General features: G+C 43.0%; 20 protein-coding genes, 1 riboswitch and 1 other annotated feature. Of the genes, 14 read left to right on the forward strand and 6 right to left on the reverse strand.

All coding sequences use genetic code 11. From position 1 onward, the window contains the following. Window positions 1-52 precede the first annotated feature (52 nt). Complete coding sequence (locus J8Z23_RS05535) at window positions 53-256, reverse strand: hypothetical protein (RefSeq protein WP_162860661.1); 204 nt, start codon at window positions 254-256, stop codon at window positions 53-55. Window positions 257-728: 472 nt separating this feature from the next. On the opposite strand from J8Z23_RS05535, the gene htpX reads away from it, so the two are divergent. From htpX to J8Z23_RS05580, 9 genes are all read left to right on the forward strand, one after another. Beyond that, window positions 729-1598, forward strand: coding sequence for a protease HtpX (gene htpX, locus J8Z23_RS05540; RefSeq protein ID WP_005390832.1), 870 nt, complete (start codon window positions 729-731; stop codon window positions 1596-1598). A 225-nt stretch (window positions 1599-1823) separates the two neighbouring features. Then, window positions 1824-2243, forward strand: coding sequence for a nuclear transport factor 2 family protein (locus J8Z23_RS05545; protein ID WP_005390833.1), 420 nt, complete (start codon window positions 1824-1826; stop codon window positions 2241-2243). Continuing rightward, entirely contained in the window at window positions 2240-2965 is a 726-nt protein-coding gene (locus tag J8Z23_RS05550) for an SDR family oxidoreductase (RefSeq protein ID WP_006743053.1), read from the forward strand. The genes J8Z23_RS05545 and J8Z23_RS05550 overlap by 4 nt, the downstream gene beginning before the upstream one ends. A 12-nt stretch (window positions 2966-2977) precedes the next feature. Continuing rightward, window positions 2978-4288, forward strand: a complete 1311-nt coding sequence (locus J8Z23_RS05555; protein WP_434635207.1) for an NAD(P)/FAD-dependent oxidoreductase — start codon at window positions 2978-2980, stop codon at window positions 4286-4288. A 1-nt stretch (window position 4289) separates the two neighbouring features. Beyond that, complete coding sequence (locus tag J8Z23_RS05560) at window positions 4290-5108, forward strand: DUF1365 domain-containing protein (protein ID WP_046874767.1); 819 nt, start codon at window positions 4290-4292, stop codon at window positions 5106-5108. Continuing rightward, the gene (locus J8Z23_RS05565) at window positions 5102-6358 is read left to right on the forward strand and encodes an SAM-dependent methyltransferase (RefSeq protein ID WP_047008586.1); all 1257 of its coding nucleotides are present in this window, start codon (window positions 5102-5104) and stop codon (window positions 6356-6358) included. Before J8Z23_RS05560 ends, J8Z23_RS05565 begins: the two co-directional genes overlap by 7 nt. Before the next feature lie 6 nt (window positions 6359-6364). Further along, window positions 6365-6877: a DUF2878 domain-containing protein gene (locus J8Z23_RS05570; protein WP_041852975.1), complete on the forward strand. Its 513-nt coding sequence runs from the start codon at window positions 6365-6367 to the stop codon at window positions 6875-6877. Further along, the gene (locus J8Z23_RS05575) at window positions 6837-7430 is read left to right on the forward strand and encodes a chalcone isomerase family protein (RefSeq protein ID WP_434635208.1); all 594 of its coding nucleotides are present in this window, start codon (window positions 6837-6839) and stop codon (window positions 7428-7430) included. The genes J8Z23_RS05570 and J8Z23_RS05575 overlap by 41 nt, the downstream gene beginning before the upstream one ends. Beyond that, on the forward strand, window positions 7430-7963 hold the full coding sequence (locus J8Z23_RS05580) for a DUF3833 domain-containing protein (protein ID WP_373275597.1): 534 nt from the start codon (window positions 7430-7432) through the stop codon (window positions 7961-7963). The genes J8Z23_RS05575 and J8Z23_RS05580 overlap by 1 nt, the downstream gene beginning before the upstream one ends. Before the next feature lie 116 nt (window positions 7964-8079). Here J8Z23_RS05580 and purB read toward each other — a convergent pair whose 3' ends face one another. From purB to mnmA, 3 genes are all read right to left on the reverse strand, one after another. Then, on the reverse strand, window positions 8080-9450 hold the full coding sequence (purB, locus tag J8Z23_RS05585; protein WP_343429345.1) for an adenylosuccinate lyase: 1371 nt from the start codon (window positions 9448-9450) through the stop codon (window positions 8080-8082). A 147-nt stretch (window positions 9451-9597) separates the two neighbouring features. After that, on the reverse strand, window positions 9598-10215 hold the full coding sequence (gene hflD / locus J8Z23_RS05590) for a high frequency lysogenization protein HflD (protein WP_046874772.1): 618 nt from the start codon (window positions 10213-10215) through the stop codon (window positions 9598-9600). A 10-nt stretch (window positions 10216-10225) separates the two neighbouring features. After that, window positions 10226-11350 (reverse strand): tRNA 2-thiouridine(34) synthase MnmA, encoded by a 1125-nt coding sequence (gene mnmA, locus J8Z23_RS05595; protein ID WP_005390857.1) that lies wholly within the window; start codon window positions 11348-11350, stop codon window positions 10226-10228. Window positions 11351-11538: 188 nt separating this feature from the next. On the opposite strand from mnmA, the gene J8Z23_RS05600 reads away from it, so the two are divergent. Together J8Z23_RS05600 and J8Z23_RS05605 are read left to right on the forward strand one after the other, a co-directional pair. Beyond that, on the forward strand, window positions 11539-11808 hold the full coding sequence (locus J8Z23_RS05600) for a hypothetical protein (protein WP_005390859.1): 270 nt from the start codon (window positions 11539-11541) through the stop codon (window positions 11806-11808). A 117-nt stretch (window positions 11809-11925) separates the two neighbouring features. Continuing rightward, on the forward strand, window positions 11926-13230 hold the full coding sequence (locus tag J8Z23_RS05605) for an inosine/guanosine kinase (RefSeq protein WP_434635209.1): 1305 nt from the start codon (window positions 11926-11928) through the stop codon (window positions 13228-13230). Between the two features lie 129 nt (window positions 13231-13359). Here J8Z23_RS05605 and J8Z23_RS05610 read toward each other — a convergent pair whose 3' ends face one another. Beyond that, window positions 13360-13767 (reverse strand): H-NS family histone-like protein, encoded by a 408-nt coding sequence (locus tag J8Z23_RS05610; RefSeq protein WP_005390863.1) that lies wholly within the window; start codon window positions 13765-13767, stop codon window positions 13360-13362. A gap of 582 nt (window positions 13768-14349) precedes the next feature. Further along, window positions 14350-14532: riboswitch (Lysine riboswitch) on the forward strand. A 109-nt stretch (window positions 14533-14641) separates the two neighbouring features. Between J8Z23_RS05610 and tet(35) the strand changes: the two genes are divergently transcribed. After that, window positions 14642-16243, forward strand: coding sequence for a tetracycline efflux Na+/H+ antiporter family transporter Tet(35) (gene tet(35) / locus J8Z23_RS05615; protein ID WP_046874775.1), 1602 nt, complete (start codon window positions 14642-14644; stop codon window positions 16241-16243). 326 nt (window positions 16244-16569) lie between these two features. Here tet(35) and J8Z23_RS05620 read toward each other — a convergent pair whose 3' ends face one another. Continuing rightward, window positions 16570-17523, reverse strand: coding sequence for a sigma-54 interaction domain-containing protein (locus tag J8Z23_RS05620; protein ID WP_005390867.1), 954 nt, complete (start codon window positions 17521-17523; stop codon window positions 16570-16572). A gap of 365 nt (window positions 17524-17888) precedes the next feature. Then, window positions 17889-18026, forward strand: a sequence feature (His leader region). A gap of 53 nt (window positions 18027-18079) precedes the next feature. On the opposite strand from J8Z23_RS05620, the gene hisG reads away from it, so the two are divergent. Together hisG and hisD are read left to right on the forward strand one after the other, a co-directional pair. Beyond that, a complete protein-coding gene (gene hisG / locus J8Z23_RS05625; protein ID WP_005390869.1) occupies window positions 18080-18976 on the forward strand; it encodes an ATP phosphoribosyltransferase in 897 nt (298 codons plus the stop codon). A 5-nt stretch (window positions 18977-18981) separates the two neighbouring features. Further along, window positions 18982-20274 (forward strand): histidinol dehydrogenase, encoded by a 1293-nt coding sequence (gene hisD / locus J8Z23_RS05630; RefSeq protein ID WP_005390871.1) that lies wholly within the window; start codon window positions 18982-18984, stop codon window positions 20272-20274. Window positions 20275-20281: the final 7 nt, after the last annotated feature.

The raw sequence follows: 20281 nt of genomic DNA on the forward strand, positions 1-20281 counted from the left end.
AAGGGCTGCGTAATGCAGCCCTTTTTTTATTGGTGTAGTCTATAACATCAGATTACTTATCTTGGCTAAGCCCCATCAATGCTTGCTGAGTTTCTGCAACACGCTGAGACATATGATGATCGGTTGAAATACCAAGTTGTTGCTTCGCCTCATCCTCTGAGATGCCTAGATGACAACGTAGTAAATCAATAGCCATTTGATAATCGTTAGTTTCTACCATGGTTTTTCCCTCAATACATGGAAGTTTTGAGCTCACCTAATGTACCTTTTTAATGTACTTAGAGTGGCTCTGTTTTGTTCATCTCACTTGAATCTAGCATGTCCATGTCGCCGCACAATAAGACCAAAGTCTATAGCGGGGCTAACATACTGTTTTTGGTCTAGTAAAATATTTCTAGCTAAGTTGCCCAGAGGTGATTGATTTAACATCAAGGTCATCCATTGATAGATGAGGTGCGATTCAAAGTACTTTTCATTACGGAAAGGAATGAATATGAATGGAGGTAATGGCTTTTATCAGAACGTGCCTAGAAATCGCTTGAACATAATCTTTCAGTCTCGAAAACAAATGTTGCAATTTATTGCTTAACCTTGTTTTTATCGCGGATAGACTATATCTATAACGCATGGAGCATGAAACTTAGCGGAATTGGCTTTTACAGCGATTACCACCTGTTCCTTATAACAATCCGTTTTAAAAAAACGATAAGCTTCCTCGGAGAAAAGTAATGAAGCGAATTATGTTATTCCTAGCAACTAACCTAGCTGTCGTGCTAGTGCTTAGTGTTGTTCTGAATATTGTTTACGCTACCACTGGAATGCAACCTGGCAGTCTTTCTGGTTTGCTAGTTATGGCCGCCATATTTGGTTTTGGTGGTGCACTTATTTCGTTGATGATGTCAAAGGGCATGGCACTGCGCTCGGTTGGCGGTATGGTCATTGAAAGTCCGCGTAACGAAACTGAGCATTGGTTAGTCGAAACTGTGGGTCGTCAAGCTCAGCAAGCGGGTATTGGTATGCCAACGGTGGCTATTTATGACTCACCAGATATCAATGCATTCGCGACGGGGGCAAAGCGAGATGACTCTCTTGTCGCGGTTTCCACTGGCCTTTTACACAATATGACTCGTGATGAAGCAGAAGCGGTACTGGCCCACGAAGTGAGCCATATTGCAAATGGTGACATGGTCACGATGACATTGATGCAAGGCGTTGTGAACACGTTTGTTATCTTCCTATCCCGTTTTATCGCCAATATTGTGGCATCGAACGATGATGAAGAAGGTCAAGGTACAAACATGATGGTTTACTTCGGTGTATCTATGGTGCTTGAGCTAGTGTTTGGTTTCTTGGCAAGCTTTATTACCATGTGGTACAGCCGTCATCGCGAATTCCATGCCGACGCAGGTGCTGCTCACTTAGTTGGTAAAGAGAAAATGATCGCGGCATTGGAACGTTTGAAGATGAGTCACGAATCTCAACTTGATGGCACAATGATGGCATTCGGTATCAATGGCAAGCAGTCATTGACTGAGCTACTGATGAGCCACCCTCCGCTAGATAAACGTATTGCAGCGTTACGTAGTCAGCAATACTAGTTGTAAAAAACTGACAGCGCACACGAAAGTAATCGTTAATTTCCTGAAAAGGCTTGGTTTTGACCAAGCCTTTTTTTTGATCGATTGATCGCTTGCGAGATTCATCACGTATCTACCTACAGAAACAAAGTTATACAAAATAATTTTTGTACAACTTTTAACGAATGAACTATCTTGTACATATAATAATTTTGTACAACTTGATGGGCATGTAGGAGTAAACACATGGACATACAGTCTGTTGGCAATATCTATCAAAAGCTGAATAAAGCGAACTTACATCTGCTTAAAGACGTATATCACCAAGATGTCGTCTTTGAAGATGCTGCTCATCGTTTAGAGGGGTGGCCTGCACTTTCAGATTACTTCACATCATTATATGCCAACGTCATAAGCTGTGACTTTGTTATCCACGAACATCAACAAGTCGGAGATACTGGCTTCCTAACGTGGACCATGGATCTTCAGCATCCCAAACTTCAAAAAGGTGCACCTATTCTCGTTAATGGTGTGTCGCATCTTAAATTCAGCGAAGGCCAAGTTATTTATCACCGAGATTACTTTGATCTCGGAGAAATGCTTTACGAAAACTTACCTTTACTTGGCTCAGTCGTAAAAACTATCAAGCAGAGGTTAGGACAATGAACAATACTATCTTAATCACTGGCGCTACCTCCGGAATAGGGAAGCAACTGGCTTTAGATTACGCGAACTCTGATTGGAGCGTTATTGCTTGTGGGCGAAACAAAGACGTTCTTGCTGAATTGGGGGCTGCTTCTTCTAATATCCATACATTGCAGTTTGACGTGACAAACCATGAACAAACTCAGCAGGCGCTGTCCAGTTTGCCTTTCACGCCGAGTACCTGGGTTTTTAATGCAGGGGATTGTGAGTATATGGACAACGGTGTGGTTGACGCGAAACTCATGGCGCGTGTGATGAATGTAAACGTCGTTGGTGTTGCCAACTGCGTAGAAGGTTGCCAACCACACTTAGATAAAGGGCATCGCATCGTTATCGTAGGTTCTATTGCTTCAGAAGTTGCGTTGCCAAGGGCTGAAGCCTACGGCGCTTCTAAGGCTGCTGTGAGCTACTTTGCTCGCACATTAGCTGTTGATTTGAAGAAGAAGGGCATTCAAGTGGTGACCGTGTTCCCAGGCTTTGTGGAAACCCCGTTAACTGACAAAAATGACTTCGAAATGCCGATGATTATTTCTACGCGGCAAGCCTCGAACTCTATCAGAAAACAGTTGGCTGCCAACAAGACTCACATCTATTTCCCCGCGAGGTTTACCAGTATTTTACGTTTTATCTCGTTACTTCCATACAGTTGGCAAGCTCGCCTAACTGCTAAACTCGTGTCATAAGAAGGAATAAAAATGAAAACAGCAGGAAGAAAGAAGATAGCGATTGTGGGGACCGGAATTTCTGGCCTTACGTGTGGTTACTATCTACATAAAGAGCACGATGTCACCGTATTTGAAGCTAACGATTACATTGGCGGGCACACCGCGACGGTGGATGTAAAACTCGATGGTAAAGAATATGCGATTGATACGGGCTTTATCGTTTACAACGATCGCACTTATCCTAATTTCATCAAAATGATGAACGAGATTGGTGTCGAAGGATTGCCAACCCAGATGAGCTTCAGCGTAAGAAACGACGGCAATGGCTTGGAATATAACGGTCATACCGTGTCGACATTATTTGCTCAAAAGCGCAATTGGGTAAATCCTAAGTTCTATCGTTTTATCTTCGAGATCCTTCGTTTCAACAAACTTGCCAAAAGCGTCGCTAGCAAACAATCGAGTCATTCTCAGACGCTAGGTGAGTTTCTTGATGAGCACAACTTCAGTACTTTCTTTTCAGATAACTACATTTTGCCGATGGGCGCTGCAATTTGGTCTTCGACTCTAGCAGACATGCGCGCATTTCCGCTGATGTTTTTCCTTCGCTTTTTCTTAAATCACGGATTGCTTGATGTCACTAACAGACCGCAATGGTATGTAATTAAAGGTGGCTCTCGTGAGTACATTCCACCTTTGACTCAAGGTTTTATCGATAAAATTCGACTCAATAGTCCGGTAGAAAAAGTGCTCCGTAGTGAGAATGGTGTGGGTTTAAAAGTTAACGGTGAAATGCACTGGTTTGATGATGTCATCTTTGCTTGTCACAGTGATCAAGCGATGAACATGTTAGGTGACATTAGCCCAGTCGAGCAAGAGGTGCTGGGTAATATGGCTTATCAAGCGAATGAAGTGGTGCTTCACACTGATACGAGTGTACTTCCAAAGCGTAAAGCGGCGTGGGCTTCGTGGAACTACCTACTGGAGGGCAGTGAAGACGAACAGCAACGTCTCCCTTCGCTTACTTACAACATGAATATTCTCCAACATGTTCAATCTGAGCACACATTCTGTGTCACGCTAAATAGCACTGAGCAGATCGAACCGAGCAAAGTATTACGGACGTTTACCTATCACCATCCAGTTTTCTCCACCGACTCTATCGCTGCACAGCAACGTAAAGAAGAGGTGCAAGGGCTGAACAATACTTGGTTCTGCGGCGCTTATTGGTACAACGGTTTCCATGAGGATGGCGTTCGCAGTGCGTTGGACGTAGTGAAAGGGCTTGAAGAGAAATATCGCGTTCAAACGGCTGTCAACTTAGAAAAAGGTGCTGCGTGATATGGATAGCCAAATGAACAGCCAGTTGTTTGTTGGCAACGTTCGACATCGCAGGTTCACGCCGATAAAACATGAATTGAACTACTCATTGTTTATGCCAGCTATTGACGTCGATGAGCTAAAAAAACTAGAGGAAAAAGTTTGGGGATTTGGCTCTCGTTGGTGGCATTGGGCACGCTTTAAACGCAGTGACTATGTTGGTGAGGGCTGTTTAAAGGTGGCCGTACACGACAAAATTGAAGAGTTAACAGGTGTTCGTTGTACCGGCAAAGTCATCGCTGTTTGTCATTTGCGCTATTTAGGACTTTATTTTAGTCCGGTGAATTTCTACTACGTTTATAACAAAGAAGGGGAATGGAAATACCTCTTAGCTGAAGTCAGCAATACACCTTGGAACGAGCGTCATTACTACGCAGTCGCTGCTGAGCAAAACGATGAAAACTTTGGATGGGAACAAGAGAAAGCCTTTCATGTTTCTCCGTTTAATCCAATTGACCAACAGTATCATTGGAAGATTAAACCACTGACGGACAAGTTAAGGATTCATCTTGAATGCCACACAAGCGAAAAGCACTTTGATGCGACGATGACAATGAAAGCTCAAGTGTTTTCGAGCAAAAGCCTATTGAAGTGTTTGATCGTTACGCCAATACAGACGGTAAAAGTAATGGTTGGTATTTATTGGCACGCATTAAAACTTTGGGTGAAAGGCGCGCCTTTTTATTCTCATCCTAAATATTCAACACACGACGAAATAGAAGCCGACACTAAAAAAACAGACAAAAAAAATAAAAAGCACAAGGAGAATTCTGCATGTTAAATACCAGTTCTATGACATTGCCGCGCAAATTGACGACAACACAAAAGGCGGCTCGCGGAGTTATTTTTCAATGTCTGCAAAAAATGGAAATCGGCTGCTTAACTGTTATTGAAAGCTTTAAGACGGAAACGAAAGAAAGAAGCGAGCGCTTTAATGCGCCCAACGGTGAATACAGCGGTCAGCCTGTTGTGGCGACGATTGAGGTAAAGCATCCTGGCTTTTACTCGCGAATCTTGCAAGGTGGCAGCATTGCAGCGGGTGAGGCTTATATGGATGGTTGGTGGGACAGCCCGGATCTAACCTCGTTAATGAAACTTATGGCTCTCAATATGCGCGCGCTAGATAAACTTGAAGAGAAAGGAAGTTGGCTGACTAAAATACTGTACAAGTTCAGTCATTGGACCAACCGCAATTCTCAAGAGAACTCTCGTAAAAACATTCATGCGCATTACGACTTGGGCAACAATTTGTACGAGTCATTTTTAGACGACAACATGCTGTACTCATCGGCCTTATATGCGCAACACAACGACACTTTGGAACAAGCGCAAATCAACAAAATGGATCGTTTGTGCCAGCAGCTTGATCTTCAACCATCCGATCGAGTGATTGAGATCGGTACAGGGTGGGGGGCTATGGCCATTTACATGGCAGAGCAATATGGTTGTCATGTAACGACAACGACGATTTCTGAAGAGCAGCATGCTTACGCTGAACAAAAAATTAGAGAGCGAAATTTGGGTGACAAGATCACTCTATTAAAACAAGACTATCGAGACCTTTCGGGTCACTACGATAAGCTAGTCTCGATAGAAATGATCGAAGCGGTTGGAAAACAATTTTTGCCTTCCTACATCAAGCAATGCCAATCATTACTCAAGCCGGGTGGTTTAATGGCAATTCAAGCCATCACTATCGCTGACCAGCGTTATGATTACTACAGTAACAACGTTGACTTTATCCAGAAATACATCTTTCCAGGTGGTTTTTTACCTTCGGTTACATCTTTAACTCAAGCTGCGACCAAAAACAGTGACTTGGTGGTGAGAGACTTATTTGATATTGGCTTGGACTATGCGAAAACCTTGAGCGAGTGGCACTCTAGATTTAATCAAGCTGAAGAGCACGTACGCTCTCTCGGTTATGACGACCGCTTTGTCCGCATGTGGCGCTACTACCTGAGTTATTGTGAAGGTGGCTTTTTAGCTCGAAGTATCAGTGCCGTTCACATGACATTCCAGCGACCTTAAACCGTTATGAAGTTGCTGATTGCCTCTACATGGTTCCAGCTCTGTTGGTTCTCTGCAGTGCTTGGGACCTATCAATGGCAGTGGCTAACACTGATCTTAACATTTCTTACTCTTGTCTATTGTTGGAGGACGGACGCTTCTGCCTTGAAGCACATCGCGAGTATCGTTTTGGCGGGTGTAGTGCTCGATACGCTCAATCAACAGTTTTCTGTTTTTGTCTTTCCAACACAATGGCTACCCATTTGGTTGTTGTGCCTTTGGGTTTTGTTCTCTTGGTATGCCTATCAGCTCAAGCCTGTTTTGTACCGTTTCCCAAAAATCTACGTATCAATTGTAGGTGGCGTTGGAGGAACCGTCAGTTACTACGCCGGTTACAAGCTCCAAGTCGTTGAATATGGATTTAATACCAGCGTTACGTTGGTCATTCTATTTGCTGAATGGTTTGCCATGACGCTTTTGATACTCAAGGTATACGGATATGAAAAGCTTGAAGAGAGATTTAACCCAGAGGCTGATTAAGGTAGTTTCTTCTCTAGTAGTTATGGGCTCCTTTGCTCTACAAGCTCAGTCAGTTGGAAACAGTGAAAACGCAGATAAGATGTCGAGTTGGAAGGGGTGGAAAACCGTCGGTGAGGCACAACTCACATGGTTCATCTTCGATATATATCAGTCTCGACTAAGAGCACCTGATGGAAAGTTTATTGTAAATGGCGATGTATCACCGCACCCTCTGGTATTGGAAATTAACTATCAAAGAGACATCAGCAAGCAGCAGTTGCTTGATGTAACTGATGAGCAATGGGCAAAACTTGGTTTTACTGAATCATATCGAAAAAGTTGGATCAGTGAACTAAACCGTATGTTCCCTGATATAAAAAAAGGGGATGAGCTTACTTACTTAACCGATGGTAAAACTGGTCAGCTTCTATACCGACAAGCTGGCATTGCACAAATCAAGACAGTCGGCTTCGTTCAAGATGAGCGAATGAACGATGCGTTTTTGTCTATATGGTTGTCACCTAATACAGAGTTCCCAAAACTTCGAAAACAATTAATAGGGCAGGTTAGATAGTGCTTAAACGAATTTTAAAATCAGTCGCCTTGGCCGCTGCGGCCTTACTTTCAGCATGCTCAGCAGATATCGATAATTATCAATCATCTACACCGACTTTTGATTTATTCGGCTATTTTGAAGGCGAAACTAAGGCGTGGGGGATGGTCCAAGATTACACTGAACAACAAACTCGTCGTTTTGAAGTCGACATCGTGGGTACTGTGGAAGGTAACACGTTGACGCTGGTGGAAGACTTTGTGTTTGATGATGGAGAGGTTGACCAGCGAATTTGGGTTATTACCAAATTAGAAGATGGACGCTATGAAGGTAAAGCAGAGGATATTATTGGTGTAGCAACAGGGGCTGAGCAAGGCAATGCGTTGCAGTGGCGGTATGACTTTGAGTTGCAAATGGATGACTCAACAGTAACGGTCGCTTTTGATGATTGGCTTTATCGTCAGGACGAGAAGCATGTTTTCAACCTCACCAAAATTAAAAAGTTTGGTATAGAGGTCGGGACAATAACCTTATTCTTCCAAAAACAGCCATAATAGTTGAGGGATTTATCCTCTTGCATTACTACCAAATAACCGAAATTATTTCTTCCTAACTAAAAAGGTTGACACTTTCACGTCAACCTTTTCAATTGCAGATCATCAAGGTGTGATTACAGCTTATCTGTCAGCTCAACCGCTTGACCAATGTAGTTCGCTGGCGTCATCTCTTTCAGACGTGCTTTCTCGTGCTCAGGGAGCTCAAGACCGTCGATGAAGTTGCGCATTGCTTCGCCGTCTACACGCTTACCACGAGTTAGCTCTTTTAGCTTCTCATATGGCTTCTCGATGCCGTAACGACGCATAACTGTTTGTACTGGCTCTGCTAGTACTTCCCAGTTTTTATCTAGTTCAGCAAGAAGCGCTTCACGGTTTACTTCTAGCTTGCTGATGCCTTTAAGCGTAGAAGTGTAAGCGATAATAGCGTAGCCAACACCAACACCAAGGTTACGTAGAACCGTTGAGTCAGTTAGGTCACGTTGCCAACGAGAGATAGGCAGCTTTTGTGCTAGGTGGCCGAATACTGCGTTCGCAAGACCTAGGTTACCTTCAGAGTTTTCAAAGTCGATTGGGTTAACTTTGTGCGGCATTGTTGAAGAACCGATCTCACCAGCAATGGTTTTTTGCTTAAAGTGGCCTAATGCAATGTAACCCCAAACGTCACGATCGAAGTCAATCAGGATAGTGTTGAAACGAGCGATAGCGTCGAACAGCTCAGCGATGTAATCATGCGGCTCGATTTGTGTTGTGTAAGGGTTCCAAGTTACGCCTAGAGACTCTGTAATGAATTCTTCAGAGAACTTGTGCCAATCTAGCTCTGGGTAAGCAGAAAGGTGTGCGTTGTAGTTACCTACTGCACCGTTGATTTTCGCTAGGATCTCAACGTTTTCGATTTGCTTGAATTGACGCTCCATACGGTACGCCACGTTTGCCATTTCTTTACCCATTGTAGATGGAGAAGCAGGCTGGCCGTGTGTACGAGATAGAAGAGGAATGTCGCGGTATTCAACTGCGAGTGCTTTGATAGCGTCAATTAGGTTACGGATTTCTGGAAGAATCACTTGCTCACGTGCTTCTTTTAGCATTAACGCATGAGAGGTGTTATTGATGTCTTCAGAAGTACATGCAAAGTGGAAGAACTCATTAACAGCGTGCAGTTCAGGAACGTCTGCTACTTTCTCTTTTAAGAAGTACTCAACCGCTTTAACGTCGTGGTTAGTTGTACGCTCGATTTCTTTAATACGGCGTGCATCTCCTTCAGAGAAGTTAGCAGCAAGGTCGTCTAGGAATTGGTTAGCTTCTGCGCTGAATGCTGGCACTTCTGCAATTTCAGCAGTAGCCGCTAGCTTCTGTAGCCAACGAATTTCTACGATAGTACGGTATTTTAGTAGACCGTACTCGCTGAAAATTTCGCGTAACGCAATCGTCTTACTTCCGTAACGGCCGTCTACTGGTGAAACAGCAGTCAATGCTGACAGTTCCATGATGTTCTCCTGAATTGGGTTTCTAAATTTCGTGAGCGTTATACCAATAACTGTGGCAATTGTCACGAATATTGCGCAAACGTTTGCGCGGGATTTGTTTTATTCGAAAAAAAGTAGCTCGCGATAAACGCGAGCTAGCAGAGTATTCTACATTCTGGCTAACAGGATTTGAGCCTGTTCGACCATTTTCTTTCGGCCAAAAATTAGATGACGACGTTTACCGCCTACTTGGCGCCACAGAACAGCACTACGAATGCCAGATAGCAGTAGAGCACGGACTTTGTGTTGGCTGGCCGTTTGTTGCAGTACAGAAGGCGTGCCTGTTACTTGAATGCGTGGTCCAATAGGGCTAACAACATCCAAGTAGATGCTCGCTAAATTGCTGATCATTTGATCATCGAGCAGTTCAAAATGCTCTGACTGACGTTTTGCCATTTGGATACGGTCACCAAGCTGGGACATGGCATCGTTGCGAGCGCTTAACTTACGTTCTAGTGCCATTAAGCTAATGATGTAACGAGTGATCTCACTGCCTGATGGGGTGCTATCAATCCCTTTAACCAGACACTCCAGACCGAGCTTTAGATCGGCTTCGCGACCGAATACGCCAACGGTGTTAGCAGGGTTTGTGTTCAAAATAGCGTTGATTGATGTTTCAAAAGCATCTTGATCACAATGCCCGTTTCTCGCAACTTGTTGAACCAAAGCGACAGCTTGGCAAATACCAGCGAAAGCGATAGTACGGTCATAAAGTGTATTCGCCACGTAACGACTCCTAAGCTTGAGAATATTTAATGCGTTGCTCGATGATGCCGCCACCTAGACATACGTCATCTTTATAAAACACTGCTGATTGACCAGGCGTCACTGCAATTTGTGGTTCATCAAAGATCACTTTAATGTTTTCATCATCGATCGGGATGATTGTACAAGGAATATCTTCCTGACGGTAACGAGTTTTCACTGTGCACTTCATAACATCGCGAATTGGCTCACGATCTACCCAGTGAAGTTGTGACGCAAGTAGACCTTCTGATTTTAGCATCGGGTGGTCTTTACCTTGGACTGCGATTAGCACGTTACGCTCTAGGTCTTTTTCACCAACAAACCACGGCTCTTCATTACCACCGCCGCCTTTACGGCCACCGATGTGTAGACCTTTACGCTGACCTAGTGTGTGGTACATCAAACCTTGGTGTTGACCGATCACTTCGCCTTCTGGCGTTTCGATATTACCAGGCTGAGCAGGAAGGTAACGACCTAGGAAGTCGGTAAATTTACGCTCACCGATGAAACAAATACCTGTCGAGTCTTTCTTCTTCGCTGTTACTAAACCTTGCTCTTCCGCAATACGGCGTACTTCAGGTTTCTCTAAATCACCAACAGGGAAGAGGCTACGGCCAATTTGTTCGTGGCTTAGTGTATATAGAAAGTAGCTCTGGTCTTTGTTGCCATCTAGGCCACGCAACATCGCTGGTTTCTCACCGTTATCCGGGAAAGAGCGACGTACGTAGTGACCCATTGCAATGTAGTCAGCATCAAGCACTTCATCAGCGAATTCTAGGAATGCTTTGAACTTGATTTCTTTGTTACAAAGAATGTCAGGGTTCGGTGTACGACCCGCTTTGTATTCAGCAAGGAAGTACTCAAATACGTTATCCCAGTATTCGGCAGCAAAGTTGATGGTGTGTAGATGAATGCCTAGCTTGTCACATACTGCCTGAGCATCAGCAAGATCTTCTGCTGCTGTACAATATTCTTCGTTGTCATCTTCTTCCCAGTTCTTCATGAACAGGCCTTCTACTTGGTAGCCTTGTTGCTTGAGAAGATACGCAGAAACAGATGAATCAACGCCGCCGGACATACCGACGATGACTTTCTTTTGGCTGTTATCAGACATTACTAAACACCACTTAAATAAACGGGATGCAGATTCTATCAGAATCCACAGACCGGTGACAGATCCGAGATCGAAATCACAATTCGTTTCGCTGCATTTTTCTTCAACAGAAATTCGAACGGGCAATTTCGCAAGTATAGAAGAGGTATATATGGCATAGTTGGCAAAAATCCAAGAGGAAAGTCCAAATGACCGAAGAAAACCAGTTTATGCAAGAAGCCGAGTTGATTGAAATTGTTGAAAACCAACTTGAGGACGGCAATCCATTAAAAGTTAAAGAGACGCTAATGCGCTTAATGATGACAGGGACACCTAGAGAAGAAGCGGTTGCAATGATGGCATGTGCCATGTCGATTGAAATTTTCGATGTGATGAAAAATGAAGGTGAGTTCAACCTAAAGCGTTACTGCGAGCACCTTGAGCAACTGCCAGATCTAAGTTTTATGGAAGGTGAATAAGGAGTCTAGAAGAAAAAAGTGGCTAGCAAACGTTTGCTATAATTGCTTTTATTGCCGCTTTATTATTAGCGGTATAGAATCCGTTCTCCTTTTCATCCCCTTACTCAGACTGACAATATGAAATTTCCTGGACAACGCAAATCGAAGCACTATTTTCCTGTTCATGCTCGTGACCCGCTGGTGAGCCAAGCACAAGAAAGCAAGAAGATGACGCGCACTCACATCATTGGTATTGACCAAACTTTGGTTGATATTGAAGCTAAAGTTACAACGGATGTGATTGAAAAGTACGGTCTGAGTAAAGGTCACTCTTTGGTTATTGATGACGAAAGAGCAGAAGAGTTGTACCAGCAACTTAAAGAAGAGAACTTAATTACCAATGAGTATGCGGGTGGCACAATTGGTAACACGCTACACAATTACTCTGTGCTAGCAGATGATCGCTCTACGCTGCTTGGAGTGATGAGCCAGGATATCAAAATTGGCAGCTATGGCTACCGTTACCTTTGTAATACATCAAGCCGCATGGACTTGAACTACCTACAAGGTGTTGATGGCGCTATCGGTCGTTGTTTCGCTCTTATTACAGAAGATGGTGAACGTACTTTTGCGATCAGTGAAGGGCAAATGAACCAACTGCATCCTGATAGCATTCCAGAAAAAATCTTTAAAAATGCATCGGCGCTTGTACTAACGTCATATTTAGTACGTTGTAAAGAAGGCGACCCAATGCCTGAAGCAACAATGAAAGCGATTGAGTACGCGAAAAAGAATGATGTGCCCGTTGTTCTGACTCTTGGGACGAAGTTCGTTATTCAAGATGACCCGAAATATTGGCAAGAATTCATTCGAGATAACGTTTCAGTCGTTGCGATGAATGAAGATGAAGCAGAAGCTCTGACGGGTGAGTCAGACCCACTTGCTGCATCTGATAAAACACTGGAGTGGGCAGATCTAGTATTGTGCACCTCGGGGCCTGTAGGCCTATTTATGGCGGGTTATACGGAAGACAGCGCGAAGCGCGAAACTTCTTTGCCATTACTTCCGGGGTCAATCGCTGAATTTAATCGCTATGAATTTAGTCGTCCGGCGAAAAAAGATACATGTGAAACACCAATAAAAGTGTACTCACATATCTCGCCATATATGGGTGGTCCAGAAAAAATCAAGAATACCAATGGTGCAGGTGATGCTGCGTTATCTGCTGTTCTTCATGATATGGCGGCAAACAAATACCATAAAGAAAATGTGCCTAATTCAAGCAAGCACAGTAACGAATATTTAACTTACTCTTCTTTTTCTCAAGTATGTAAATACGCAAACCGTGCGAGCTACGAAGTTCTCGTGCAACATTCTCCACGTTTGTCACGTGGGCTTCCTGAGCGAGAAGATAGCCTAGAAGAAGCATACTGGGAACGTTAATACACAGTAGTTTAATTAACTATTCTATAACTAAAGTAAAAGGCGCATTTTTTAATGCGCCTTTTTTTATTTGTAATGAACCAAATAAAAAAGGCTCCCATTGGGAGCCTTTTAAAAAATAGCGCGGATTTAGATCAGGAAATCATCCAGAGATTTACCTGCATCAAGTTGCTCTTGAATTGCAGAAGGTGTACGACCTTGGCCTGTCCAAGTCTTCTCATTACCGTTTGAGTCTGTGTATTTGTATTTAGCTGGACGAGGTGCACGCTTCGCTTTGCCTTTCGTCTTAGTTTCGCCAGATAGCGCAGTAATAAGCGCTTCTACGTCAATACCGTCTTGAGCAATTTTCTCTGCGATCTCTGCTAGCTTAGCTTCTTGCTCAGCTTGTGCTGCACGTTCTGCTTCTTCTGCTTCACGACGCTCTTCTACGACAGTAGTTAGTTTATCTAGAGCTTCTTCCAATTGTTCTAGAGTCAGCTCACGAGAAAATGCACGAAGGCTACGGATATTTAGAAGGGTTTTAGTCAGCTCTGACATAACGATTCCTATTAAAAGGTTAATGTGTTGGGCACTTTTTATCGTTACGATTAAATAATGCCAATCTATAAATAAACAAAGAGTCCTTATATTTAACTTTATCTTTTCCTTATGTGCAAATACTAAATCAAGATTTTGTTTAAATTTAGCTATTTTTTTAAAGCAATAAATATTATTACACTCGAAATAAATCTTATTAGATGAGAATTGAAATCAACACTCGTTATTGTATAGAGATAGAGCCAGCTTGGTTTTTATAAAAAAAGTTGAGTTATTACTTAAAAATATGAAGCGTCCATCTTTGATGGAGTGTCATATATCCTTAATTTATTGATACAAGATAAACCATGATATTTTTAAGGTAGTAATAATGTTTCATAAATAACAAAATTGATGTGATTTCAGTTGCACAAAACTAACTTGAAGTAGACAAGGTTTATAAATTATCTCAGTCATTATTTATTTGTTTAATTTAGTTTGATGTGTTGCATTGACTCTCATCATAAGTACAATGGCTGCTACCTGATGCAATATTGCAGACAATTTGTTGTTAATTTGTACAGTTAGTGGTTAATTGTTTGTTGTTGCCGTAGAGGCGCGGTCTCGAAGAGTAGCTATTATTGGGGTGATGCCAATGAATAATAGTGGAAGGCGAAGATTGCCGAAGTAAGTAACTCATCAAAGTTACTTGCTGGGGTTGTATCTGAAAGGAACAACACTGCCATAGTATATATTCACATTAAACTATGGAGCGCTACTGTAGGGTTGGGTGGAGTGTTCGCTTCCCTGTCGCTAAGTTCAACATGAGCACGTATCGTATGCTACGTGACTTGTCTGCAGTAGATCTCTAGCCAAACTTTGGTTTTTGAAGATCATGAATTTAATAGATTTTTCTAGTTCTCCTGTTTCATTATTGCCACCTATTGTCGCTTTGACTTTGGCGATTCTGACTCGACGTGTATTAGTTTCCTTAGGTGTAGGTATCGTGCTGGGTGCGGTTCTACTTAATAGCTGGTCTATCGGTGATACCGTTAGTTACGTGAGTTCTCAAGTTTCTTCTGTCTTTATTGAAGATGGCGGAATTAACACTTGGAACATGAGCATTGTTGGTTTCCTAATCTTATTAGGTATGACAACTGCGTTATTAACGCTATCTGGTGGTACTCGTGCATTTGCCGAATGGGCACAATCTCGAGTAAAGAGTAAACGCGGCTCCAAACTTCTTGCTGCCTTTTTAGGCGTATTCATTTTTGTCGACGATTACTTTAACAGTCTTGCTGTTGGTGCCATTTCTCGTCCAGTAACCGATCGTTTTTATGTGTCTCGCGCGAAGCTTGCGTACATTCTAGACTCAACTGCTGCACCAATGTGTGTGATCATGCCTGCTTCTAGCTGGGGTGCTTACATTATTACGATTATCGGCGGTATTTTAGTCTCACATGGGATCACTGAGTATTCGGCTCTTGGCGCGTACGTTCGTCTTATTCCAATGAACTTCTACGCAGTTTTTGCACTGCTTATGGTGTTTGCTGTGGCGTGGTTTGGCCTCGATATCGGTAAGATGCGTGAGCATGAAATCTCTGCATCTCAAGGCCGCGGCTTTGATAAAGACAAAGAAAACGACTCGCAAGAAGCGCATGATCTAAACGAAGAGCTAGATATCCGTGAAAGCGAAAAGGGTAAAGTGTCAGACTTGGTACTTCCTATCGTGACGCTGATTATTGCGACTATCGCTTCTATGCTTTACACGGGTGGCCAAGCATTGGTTGCTGACGGCAAAGAGTTTGCGCTTCTAGGTGCGTTTGAAAATACAGATGTAGGTACATCACTAATCTACGGTAGCTTGCTTGGCTTAGCAGTTGCACTGTTTACTGTTGTGAAGCAAGGTCTTCCAATGGGTGAAATTGCACGCACACTTTGGATTGGTGCTAAGTCTATGTTTGGCGCGATTCTAATCCTAGTATTTGCTTGGACTATCGGTTCGGTTATCGGTGACATGAAGACGGGTTCTTACCTTTCTACAATGGCGCAGGGCAATATCAATCCACATTGGCTACCGGTTATCCTATTCTTGTTGTCTGGTCTAATGGCATTTTCAACCGGTACTTCTTGGGGGACGTTCGGCATTATGCTTCCAATCGCGGGTGATATGGCTGGTGCAACCGATCTTGCGCTAATGCTCCCAATGCTAAGTGCAGTTTTAGCCGGTGCCGTTTTTGGTGACCATTGTTCACCTATCTCCGATACCACTATTCTGTCGTCGACTGGTGCACGTTGTAATCATATTGATCACGTATCGACCCAGTTGCCTTATGCATTGTCCGTGGCGCTAGTTTCCTGTGTTGGCTTCATTACTTTGGGGATGACTGCGTCAATTGCATTCTCATTCATCGCTGCATCAATCACATTTATTATTGTATGTGGAGCACTTTCTTGGTTGTCGAAGTCTAAAATGGCATCGTGTCAAAATGTCTAGTACAGCTCAGTGTTTTTAATAAAGAGGAAGCTCCGCTAAATTTAGCGGAGCTTTTTTTTAACGCGATTTAGGTGAGGGGGGCAATCGCGTTTTTGGGGATAATCGTTTCGTGTTAAAAGCGAGCTATTTGTGTTCTGAGCACTCCTTTCTGTGCTGTGATAGAAAATCTATCAACCGACTTCTTCTTAGCTCTAAGCAAAGACTATGCCTAGTTTAAGTTGTTGATTTTAAAGGCGGCAATATCAAGAGGTTTATGATGAGGGGCTAAGTAAATGATATATGATGAGTTGTCTGTTACACAGTGTCACGTTACACCTGTACAGCAACTAAACATTTAAGTTGTATTTCTTTATTAGACGATAAAGCGTTGTTCTTGAAATACCAAGATGACGTGCAGCCGCACTCATATTGTGCTTATTTTCTTCGATAGCTTGCAGTAGGTAGTCAAGATCAATTTGGTCCACTGAAGGAAGTAATTGTCTTTCATTATTATCAAGGCCCAAGTCAGCGACGAGAAGCGTGTGATCTTCACACATGACAATCGCTCGTTGGATTACATTTCGCAGTTCTCTTACGTTACCTGGCCAACGATGCTTGAGGAGCTTGGCTTTCACTTTATCCGACATTTTTTGTACCTGACCATGAGACAAATCGGTCAAGAAGTGTTCTGATAACATAAGGATATCTTTCCCACGCTTTCTCAGTGGAGGAATAGTTAATGGCAAGATATTAAGCCGATAGAATAAATCTTCACGGAATCCGCCTTGTACAACCTCATTTTTCAAATCCACGTGGCTCGCAGCAATGACTCTACAGTCCACGTCAATGAATTTATCAGCGCCGACTTTATGGATTTGCTTACTTTCTAAAAAGTGCAGAAGGTGGATTTGTAGATCCGGCGGCATATCACCAATCTCATCTAGGAATAGGGTACCTTTATGCGCTTTTTGAATAAAACCGATACGATCTGAAATCGCTCCTGTAAATGCTCCTTTTTCGTGACCGAAAAGTTCGGACGCAATAAGACCACTTGGAATTGCGCCGCAGTTAACTTCAACAAAAGGTGCCGAGTGTCTGTTCGACAACTGATGAATAAGACGAGCACAGAGACCTTTGCCCACCCCTGTTTCACCCTGAATGAGTACTTCAGCATCACATTGAGCGTACTTTTGGATTGCCGTGCGAAGTTCTTGGATACATGCACTATTGCCGATTAATGGGTATAGTGTTGTATCGCTGAAATCCACAGCTTGTTTGTTACTACCGTTACGCAGTTTCATGGTTAATCACTATTTTTTGCCCCACTCAAATAATAGTTTTGAATGAGTCGTCTCAAACGTGAGTGGATGTCTCTTTATTGAGAATGATGTCAATTACTAAGGGCGGTGAGATCTAAATAGTTGTTTTGATGAAAATTCATACTATTCTTCTTTTTCTTTAAGAATAGGGTTGAATAGAAACCTAATTTCTACCCATATACTCAACTGAAATTAAATTTAAATCCTTTAAAATCAAGTAATTATAAAAAATAGTTAGAAAATGCTAAATTCAGTATTGAAAAATATAGAATCCTTGGTTAGTGTGGTTACTAACGAAGCAACTCAATAGAGCCTTAAATAAGTATGCGTAATTTTGTAATGAACATTCATCACCATCATCACCCAATCTAGTCTTTCGGGCGATGCACGCATACCCGGGAGGCAGGAAACTCCCGGAGGTGAAATCAAAGTAAAAGCAGATTTTAAACCCTCGGGAGACTCCAATCTCTCGAGGGTTTTTTAGTTTTATTAATTCAAAAATTACTTAGATATCAAAATCTTGCACAGGGAAAAAGCAATGCAAACACAACGCTTAAGAATCGCAATTCAGAAAAAAGGTCGCCTTAGCAAAGAGAGCCAAGCTCTGCTAAAACAGTGCGGCGTAAAATTTAATGTAATGGGTGAGCGTTTAGTGGTTCACTCGGAGAACATGCCAATTGATTTGCTTTTGGTTCGTGACGATGACATCCCTGGCTTGATCATGGATGGCGTGGTTGACCTTGGTTTCATCGGAGAAAACGAACTAGAAGAAGTTCGTCTTGATCGCAAAGCTTTGGGTGAGCCATGTGAGTTTGTTCAACTTCGTCGACTGGATTTTGGCGGTTGTCGCTTGTCTATCGCTATCGACAAGGATGAAGAGTACAACGGTCCACAAGACTTAGCTGGTAAGCGTATTGCCACAACTTACCCTCAACTCCTAAAAGCTTACATGGATGAAGCAGGCGTTCCATTCTCCACATGTATGCTAACTGGCTCTGTAGAAGTTGCACCTCGCGCAGGTCTAGCTGACGCTATTGCTGATTTGGTATCGACTGGCGCAACGTTAGAAGCGAATGGCTTAAAAGAAGCGGAAGTGATCTTTAAATCTAAAGCGACGCTGATTCAACGTATCGGTGAGTTTGATGCAGACAAAACAGCACTGATTGAAAAACTACTGACTCGCATGCAAGGCGTACAACAAGCGAAAGAGTCTAAGTACATCATGCTTCACGCGCCAGCTGAAAAGCTCGATCAAATCAAAGCACTACTTCCTGGTGCTGAGGATCCTACGGTTCTTCCTCTTTCTGCAGATAAGCAGAAAATGGCTGTTCACTTAGTGAGTTCTGAAAACCTGTTCTGGGAAACCATGGAACAGCTAAAAGAGTTAGGTGCTAGCTCAATCCTAGTGCTACCAATTGAAAAAATGATGGAGTAAACATCATGAGAACAGTCGTTTGGCAATCTTTAAGTGAAGAGCAGCAAGATTCGATCTTAGAACGTCCTGCTATTGCAGAAGGTGCAAATATCACTGCAGCAGTGTCTGAGGTTATCGCTAAAGTTAGAAATGAAGGCGACTCTGCTCTCAACGAGCTGACAGAAAAGTTTGATCGCGTTAAACCTGAGTCCATTCGTGTTTCTTCTCAGGAAATTAAAGCCGCTTCAGAGCGCTTGTCTGAATCAATGAAAAACGCATTAGAGCAAGCTTATGCCAATATTTCTAAATTCCACAAAGCGCAAAAGCCACAGCCAATTAAAGTCGAAACTCAACCGGGTGTGCTTTGTGAACAGGTAACACGTCCAATTCAAAAAGTGGGTTTGTACATTCCTGGTGGTAGCGCGCCATTGCCATCGACGGTTTTGATGCTGGGCGTGCCTGCGAAAATTGCTGGCTGTCGTAAAGTTGTGCTTTGCTCTCCGCCTCCAATCGCTGACGAGATCCTTTATGTAGCAAAATTGTGTGGCATTGATGAAGTGTACAACGTCGGTGGTGGTCAAGCTGTTGCTGCAATGGCATATGGTACAGAGACCGTATCAAAAGTTGATAAGATTTTTGGCCCGGGTAACGCTTACGTGACGGAAGCAAAGCGTCAGGTGAGCAATGATTTCCGTGGCGCAGCGATTGATATGCCAGCGGGTCCTTCGGAAGTTCTTGTGATTGCGGATGAAACAGCGGACCCAGATTTTATTGCGGCGGACCTTCTAAGTCAGGCAGAGCATGGACCTGACTCTCAAGTTGTACTTGTGACGCCATCAGCCATTATTGCAGATCAGGTGACAGATGCCGTTCGTCGTCAATTGAAAGAGTTGTCTCGTTCAGAGATTGCAGAAAAAGCGCTCGCATCGAGTTTAATCATTATTGCTGAATCGATCACCCAAGCTATCTCTATTTCTAATTATTATGGCCCTGAGCACTTAATTGTTCAGACTAAGAACCCACGCGAGCTTCTGCCTCTATTAGACAACGCAGGTTCGATCTTCCTTGGTGATTGGTCGCCTGAATCTGCAGGTGATTACGCATCGGGCACTAACCACGTTCTTCCTACTTACGGTTACACACGGACATATTCAAGCTTAGGTTTGGCTGATTTTTCTAAACGAATGACGGTTCAAGAGCTTTCAGCTGACGGTCTTAAAAATCTTGCGCCAACGGTTGTCACCATGGCTGAAGCAGAAGGTTTGGACGCTCACAAACGTGCTGTTACTATCCGCGTAGAAAAATTAGCAAGTAAGTAAGAATAAG

Source organism: Vibrio sp. SCSIO 43086 (assembly GCF_051132235.1).
Taxonomy (GTDB): domain Bacteria; phylum Pseudomonadota; class Gammaproteobacteria; order Enterobacterales; family Vibrionaceae; genus Vibrio; species Vibrio diabolicus.

Bases quoted from the DNA above. Each gene is read 5' to 3' on its own strand.
- htpX (WP_005390832.1), top strand. From the start codon at position 729: ATGAAGCGAATTATGTTATTCCTAGCAACTAACCTAGCTGTCGTGCTA.
- J8Z23_RS05545 (WP_005390833.1), top strand. From the start codon at position 1,824: ATGGACATACAGTCTGTTGGCAATATCTATCAAAAGCTGAATAAAGCG.
- J8Z23_RS05550 (WP_006743053.1), top strand. From the start codon at position 2,240: ATGAACAATACTATCTTAATCACTGGCGCTACCTCCGGAATAGGGAAG.
- J8Z23_RS05555 (WP_434635207.1), top strand. From the start codon at position 2,978: ATGAAAACAGCAGGAAGAAAGAAGATAGCGATTGTGGGGACCGGAATT.
- J8Z23_RS05560 (WP_046874767.1), top strand. From the start codon at position 4,290: ATGGATAGCCAAATGAACAGCCAGTTGTTTGTTGGCAACGTTCGACAT.
- J8Z23_RS05565 (WP_047008586.1), top strand. From the start codon at position 5,102: ATGTTAAATACCAGTTCTATGACATTGCCGCGCAAATTGACGACAACA.
- J8Z23_RS05570 (WP_041852975.1), top strand. From the start codon at position 6,365: ATGAAGTTGCTGATTGCCTCTACATGGTTCCAGCTCTGTTGGTTCTCT.
- J8Z23_RS05575 (WP_434635208.1), top strand. From the start codon at position 6,837: ATGAAAAGCTTGAAGAGAGATTTAACCCAGAGGCTGATTAAGGTAGTT.
- purB (WP_343429345.1), bottom strand. From the start codon at position 9,450: ATGGAACTGTCAGCATTGACTGCTGTTTCACCAGTAGACGGCCGTTAC.
- mnmA (WP_005390857.1), bottom strand. From the start codon at position 11,350: ATGTCTGATAACAGCCAAAAGAAAGTCATCGTCGGTATGTCCGGCGGC.
- J8Z23_RS05600 (WP_005390859.1), top strand. From the start codon at position 11,539: ATGACCGAAGAAAACCAGTTTATGCAAGAAGCCGAGTTGATTGAAATT.
- J8Z23_RS05605 (WP_434635209.1), top strand. From the start codon at position 11,926: ATGAAATTTCCTGGACAACGCAAATCGAAGCACTATTTTCCTGTTCAT.
- J8Z23_RS05610 (WP_005390863.1), bottom strand. From the start codon at position 13,767: ATGTCAGAGCTGACTAAAACCCTTCTAAATATCCGTAGCCTTCGTGCA.
- J8Z23_RS05620 (WP_005390867.1), bottom strand. From the start codon at position 17,523: ATGAAACTGCGTAACGGTAGTAACAAACAAGCTGTGGATTTCAGCGAT.
- hisG (WP_005390869.1), top strand. From the start codon at position 18,080: ATGCAAACACAACGCTTAAGAATCGCAATTCAGAAAAAAGGTCGCCTT.
- hisD (WP_005390871.1), top strand. From the start codon at position 18,982: ATGAGAACAGTCGTTTGGCAATCTTTAAGTGAAGAGCAGCAAGATTCG.